Genomic DNA, 6,107 nt, shown 5'->3' on the forward strand with positions numbered 1-6,107 from the left:
CAATCCTCACACGACGCCCATCGGGATTGCGCATCATCAGTCCGCATCCATCTGGTGATTGCGTGCAGCCCCTCTTCCAGCCCCTCTCCGGCTTCAGTCTGATGCCCGCGATTGAGCCGCTGACCGGTCATCGAAACACAATCGTGCGCTGATGGTTACGCATCTGCTCTATCTGGCAACAGTGATGTTGCCGTCGGGGAATGGCGGGGAAATGTTCAATCAGCACAATAGTGCGCAACGCAACACCCCGGTATTGCACAGGAAACCATCATCCAGCGCATGCCGAATCAGCGTACCCCGGTGTGGCACTGGCGCAATACCAGTGCAGTGCCGGTACATGCCGGTCTCACCTTCAGACTGTGCTGGTTTGGACTCGTCAGTCCAAGCGCAGTCCGATATCCGAGATATCGCCGGGGCGGCGGATCGTTTTGGGAAAAGCAGAGGAAAGGAAGATATCATGAATGGATTCACAAGCGTCGGGCACACGATGAACAATCCGGCGAGTGATTCGGCGGTGAGCCAGGAGAACGGACGTTTCGCGGGCATACAACGCCGACGTATGCACCTCCGTTCTGCCCGTACAGCGGCGATGCGTGCAACCGCGCTGGTCGCCGCGGCCGCACTCGGTTTGTCCGGGCTCGCCGCATGCGGTTCAGGATCCTCCTCATCGGGCTCTGCCTCGTCGGGCAACGGCGCGTTGACGCTTGGTGGCTTCTTCCCCGAAACCGGCAGTATGTCCTTCCTCGGTCCAGACACAGTTGCAGCATTCAAGCTGGCGGTCAAGGATATCAATGCAGCCGGCGGCGTGCTCGGCAAGGACGTGAATACTGCCATCGCAGACTCTTCGGATGCCGATCACGCCGATCAGAACACTGCTGGTGTCCAATCCCTGCTCGCAAAGAAACCGGGCGCGATTATCGGCCCTACATCCAGCTCGGTGAGCAAGAACATCTACAAGCAGGCTTCAGGCTCGAAAGTCCCCGTGATTTCCGTAGGCGCGACCTCGCCGAGCCTGTCCGGCATCGATCCGTATTTCTTCCGCACCATCGCCCCGGATGGCGTGCAGGGAGCTGTGATGAGCAATGTCATTGAACAGGACGGCATCCAGAGGCTTGCCATCGCGGTGTTCAACGACGAGTATGGCACGGGATTGCGCAAAGTGATCGTCAATACGCTCGCGGACAGTAATGTCGATGTCGTCTATGGCAAGACGGAGACGTTCGACCCTACTGAAACGAACTTCTCATCTCTGGTGACCACGTTGAAAGCCTCCAACCCGGATGCGATTTTGGTGATCGCCTTCGACCAGACCAAGGCGCTCGTCAAGGAGATGATCAGCCAGGGTATTGACACCAACAAGCTGTACCTGACCGATGGCAACGCTCAAGATTACTCAGGCGATTTCGACCCCGGCGTGCTGAAGGGCGATGCGGCGACCATCCCTGGCGCTGAAGCAAGTGACGAATTCCAAAAGCGCATCAAGGCCATCGATTCGTCAGTCAAGAACTTCACGTATGCGGCGGAAACCTATGACGCCGTAGTGCTGTCCGCGCTCGCCGCTCAGAAGGGTGGCGCGGTTGACGGTGCGACGATCAAGGACAATCTGCCCGCGGTTTCCGGTGCGGATGGCGGCACGAAATGCAAGAGCTACAAGGAATGCCTGGCACTGCTGAAGGGCGGCAAGTCCATCCAGTACCAAGGTCTGACCGGCATCGGCCCGTTCAACAAGGACCATGATCCGTCGAGCGCCAACATCGGCGTGTACAAGTTCGATGGGGACAACAAGCCGGTCTTCGATCACCTGCAATCCGGTAAGGTGGCGTGATTTCGGCGATACGTTCTGGTGACGGCGGCAGACCGTAGCGGTTTGCCGCCGTCACCTGTTGTCGAGGGTGTTGATGGAAGCGTAGGAAGCGTTGATATGCTTGGGTTCCCGGAGCGGGAAGTGCCATTTGGTGGTGCCGTGTCGGCGGTATGTTGTCGGCGGTATGTCCTGTAGGGCCATGGCAGGTATGTATGGCCGTCTTTACGTGACATGTTAGAAGTGAAGTTAGTGTTTGAGAAAGATACACAACGGATTCTTGATATTCTGTGGAACTTGTCTGAGGGATTTTTTAGATTATCAATAGGTTTTGCGTGTTGACCCGCAATACCGGCAGGAACAAGACAGCGAGGCGCATGGTTGCCGTGTCTGCGGGATGTATCGCAGCGTGATGCAGTCGGGAAGGGACAATGATGACGAATCCCTATCGGAACCAGTACGACAATCAGCCGCCGCATGAGCGCCTATCGGGGCGGCCGCAACGCTCAGGGTCGTCGCCACAGCAAATCCCGCAGTCGCAGGCGCCGGCGCGTCAATCAACACAGCAGCCTACGCTGCCTCCTCTGCCCAATGCCGATGTTCGCAATCCGGTCGTGCAGCAGCCTGGGCAATCGTCCGCACAGCAGTCTGGGCAACCGCCGGTCCAACCGGCAATGCGGCCCGCTCCGCCTCTCGCACAACGACGTGATGCACGGCCGTCGCAACCTGTACACCGGGTATCGGCGCCTCCCCGCCCTGATGGCTATGGACAGGTGCCGTACCAAACGTCGCAGCCCGGAGGATTCAACCAGCCTCTCCCGCAGCCCGGTGGATATGTCAGGCCACAGTTCAGCCCTCAGCCTCAACCTCAGCCTCGGTCCGATGGGTTCCAGCAATCTTACGGATATCAGCCATCGACGCAGCCGTCTCAAATCGGACCGTGGCGGCAGAGTCCAAGCCAGCCCGCGCAGGTTCGCGCGAAGGAGTCGCGTACGGCTCTTTTGGTAACGGTTATCGCTGTAGCTGTTGTGCTGGCGCTTGTTGCGTGGGTCGGTTTCGGCGCGGCGCGTGGTGGATTGTCTGATTTGTCGTCGGGGACCACGAAGAGTGTGTCCGCTACGGCTACTGCACAGGAAGCCGAGGCGTCGTACAAGACTGCTCAGGAAATCGCCAAATATTTAGAGGATTGGACGGATAACGGCACGACAGCAGCTAAGACGCGGTCCGCCCTTGACGATGCCATCGCCGAATTCAAGTCGCAGGTTGGTGGCGATCCGGACAATCCCCAGGGTGATGCCACAGCGCTTGGCAGTGCGAAGGCGGCATTGGACTCAGAAACATTGAACGCGATTTCGACATATTGTAAAGAAGTCGATGGCTGGGTGGATGACATGGCTCACCGGTGGGAGCTGCAGGTGGGCGACACCTATGCGGCGGACGTTGCTGCGGCCAAGTCGAAAGCGAAGAAGGATGCTACGTGGGAAGATATCAAGTCTGCGTTCGCGCATGCTCAGGATGTTGATGCGGCTATCAAGAAAGTGCAGGATGATATCAAGACGACTGTTGATCATTTGCATTCGGTTGAGGCGCAGGTCACCGGCATCAATGCGGCTGAGAATACGGAAAGCGCGGTAACCGCGGCTGTGGACCGGATCGCCTCGATCATGGGCGTGGAAATCATCAGGACTGATGATTACGGTGCCGAATATGGGATTAAGGAGTCAGGGGATGACATGAGTATTACGGTGGCATTTTTCGTAGACAGTCATCCAAATCAAATATTTATCAATACACAACATAAAGAATATGATTATACTAAGAGAGATAACTATATGGTGACTACCGTCAAACATGAATTGTCGCATCGATCGGTGTTCATTGCTTGTGGCACTGGTAGGCCTGTCATTGCGAAAGGCAGGTATGAAGCCTTGGCTGAAGCATATTCGTATAAATATTTTGGGGTTGATGGTGAATACGAGCAGGAAATCATCAAGGAGCAAGTAGCGGTTGCGACACCCGGCGAGGAGGCTGAGGCGTTCAAGGCGTACATTGTCAACGATTCGGATTATCAGAACGCGCAGAAGATTCACGATAGCGGTACGTGCATGTGATTGTTGAGGAATGTGAGGCGGCTGCGCTGGCATGGGAATCAGGCTGTCATGCATGTCCGATAGATTGAATCCGAGGTGAGCTTGGGGCAACTCACATGGGGGTTTCGAATCTAGACATGTCGGGCATTCGGGCATGTCGGGCATTCGGTGACAGGCAGGGGGAGCCATGGACCGTGGGCGTAAGCAGTATCAGCAGCATCGGGGCAATCGGCGGAGTGGAACATCCCGTCGGTATCCGTGGCGTCGGCGTTCTTGTTCTTCATCCGGGCGTTTCAGCCGTCCGCGTTTCGCCGGTCCGCGGGCGAGGTGCCTGATTGTCGTTGCCGTGGTTGCGTGTTTTGGCTTGGCGATCGGTTTGGTATTGCCGTACGTGAGCCCGCCGGTCGCCCGCGTCACCGGTGAGTATGTGGCTACTGGGCCAGTCGTCGAAGTGTTGCGCACATTGGTGGTAGATGCACGGCAATCTGGCAAAGGGTACAAGCGTGATGAATTCGGTTACCGGCAGACTGACGACGATGGAAACGGGTGCGATATTCGCGAAGATATTCTCGCACGAGACCTGCATGATGTCCGGTTTACCGTGGCAGGCGGCTGCGTTGTACGGTTCGGCATATTGGAGGACCCGTATACCGGGCGCACGATTGAGTTCACGCGCGGTACGAAATCCAGCACCGCCGTCCAGATAGACCACGTGGTGGCCTTGGAGAATGCTTGGCGTTCCGGCGCTTCCCGGTGGAATCGCGCGCAGCGGCATCGTTTCGGCAATGATCCGTTGAATCTGCTGGCAGTCGATGGTCCTGCGAATGAGGAGAAGGGTGCAGCGTCCGCGGCTTATTGGTTGCCGACGAACGCGGAGTTCCGCTGCACGTATGTCGCCACGCAGGTCGCGGTGAAGGCCACGTATGGGCTGAGTGTGACACCACAAGAACGTGAGGCGATCGCCGCGGTGCTGCGCGGATGCCCAAGTCAGCAGATTCCGACCCGGCAGACACAGTGAATGCCCGGTTTGTATTGATTGCTGTTCGGATAATCTGGCGGATGCGGTGGCGGCAGGCGGGTCCGTGCAGGTGAGGTGTTGTTTGCGGAGTGTATCGGATATTGGCATCTGATTCCTGATTTGGTCCGTGCAGCGGGATGGTTTTCGGGGGCCGAGCGGTTGAGGGGTGTAGGGGGATTGGCTTGGTTCTGCGGTTTTGTGTGTGGTTGATGATGTCTGACTGGCAGGAGGCCATCGTCCGGTGGTGTTCTGTGGACTGATTCGGGATCCAGCATTTGATTTCCGCTTTGATCCGCGAAACGGGCAGGTCCAGTACTCCGAGTCAGAGGAGGCTTGTTCCAGAATGGCTTGGTTCTGCGATTCTCTGTCGGGCACGTCGCGGAGTGGAAGCCCAGCGTTGTCTTGTGTGACAGATGCATGCGACCTGAGCCGGATTTCAACATCCAATCTCTGATTAAGGTCCTGCGGATGGTCTGCCCGGGACGAAATGTGAAGCGGTCGGCATCGTGATGGATCGGGCCAATGGATATTGCGGTTACCGGATGCGAATCGAGTTGGTTTCAGGCGTAAGAATCTATCGGCGGCCCTCGATTCTGTGCGCGTGTGCGTCAAGTCGGGAAAGCGCATGACGGGATGGTCGGGCACTTCGCTCCTGATTTCGGGCACGTGCGAATCAAGCTGTCCAATCCCGGGCAGGGCACAAGATTGATGCTCCGATACCTATTCTCCGGTGCCAATGCCCCGATGCCTCTGTCCCGGTGTTCACGTTTCGGCGCTCATCCTGGCATCCTTCTCCACGGCCGACGGCGTGTCGCTTGATGGCACAAGGGCTGAGAGCTCCAGTCCGCGCTATGTTACACAGCGTTACAAACCGGACCTATAACACTAACGGACTCGTGAGGCGGTCACCCCGCCGGCACGACGATGAAAATGAGATATCACGACGAGACATGAGAGCTGGTTGAACATGAGCGAGTCGGAACATCGGGGGATGAATACGGGTACAGCCGTTCACAAGGCGGAGCTGAATCCGAATCAGTCAGTACGCGTAAAAGTTGCCACCCACGCGTCCGCGTACTGACTGATTGGGATTCAGCTCCGCCTAGTGAACGGCTGTGCACGGACTCACTCCACGATGTTCAGACTAGCGCATGATCAAGCAGCGTCCATGTCTCGCCAGTAGACCACAATTTAATCA

4 protein-coding genes are annotated in these 6,107 nt (G+C 57.2%); 3 read left to right on the forward strand and 1 reads right to left on the reverse strand.

What is annotated here, in order from left to right; genetic code table 11:
- Positions 1-559 precede the first annotated feature (559 nt).
- Both DSM100238_RS06680 and DSM100238_RS06685 read left to right on the forward strand, forming a co-directional pair.
- Positions 560-1,825 (forward strand): ABC transporter substrate-binding protein, encoded by a 1,266-nt coding sequence (locus DSM100238_RS06680; RefSeq protein WP_152355912.1) that lies wholly within the window; start codon positions 560-562, stop codon positions 1,823-1,825.
- A 977-nt stretch (positions 1,826-2,802) separates the two neighbouring features.
- A complete protein-coding gene (locus DSM100238_RS06685) occupies positions 2,803-3,912 on the forward strand; it encodes a hypothetical protein (protein WP_152355897.1) in 1,110 nt (369 codons plus the stop codon).
- 110 nt (positions 3,913-4,022) lie between these two features.
- On the opposite strand, the gene DSM100238_RS09545 is transcribed toward DSM100238_RS06685, so the two are convergent.
- On the reverse strand, positions 4,023-4,175 hold the full coding sequence (locus DSM100238_RS09545) for a hypothetical protein (RefSeq protein ID WP_167511083.1): 153 nt from the start codon (positions 4,173-4,175) through the stop codon (positions 4,023-4,025).
- 62 nt (positions 4,176-4,237) lie between these two features.
- On the opposite strand from DSM100238_RS09545, the gene DSM100238_RS06690 reads away from it, so the two are divergent.
- Positions 4,238-4,909, forward strand: coding sequence for an HNH endonuclease family protein (locus DSM100238_RS06690; RefSeq protein ID WP_338071670.1), 672 nt, complete (start codon positions 4,238-4,240; stop codon positions 4,907-4,909).
- Positions 4,910-6,107: the final 1,198 nt, after the last annotated feature.

The sequence above is a fragment of the Bifidobacterium apri genome, assembly GCF_009299485.1.
Taxonomy (GTDB): Bacteria; Actinomycetota; Actinomycetes; order Actinomycetales; family Bifidobacteriaceae; genus Bifidobacterium; species Bifidobacterium apri.

Coding starts and splice junctions, on each gene's coding strand:
- DSM100238_RS06680 (WP_152355912.1), top strand. CDS start 560: ATGCACCTCCGTTCTGCCCGTACAGCGGCGATGCGTGCAACCGCGCTG.
- DSM100238_RS09545 (WP_167511083.1), bottom strand. CDS start 4,175: ATGAAGAACAAGAACGCCGACGCCACGGATACCGACGGGATGTTCCAC.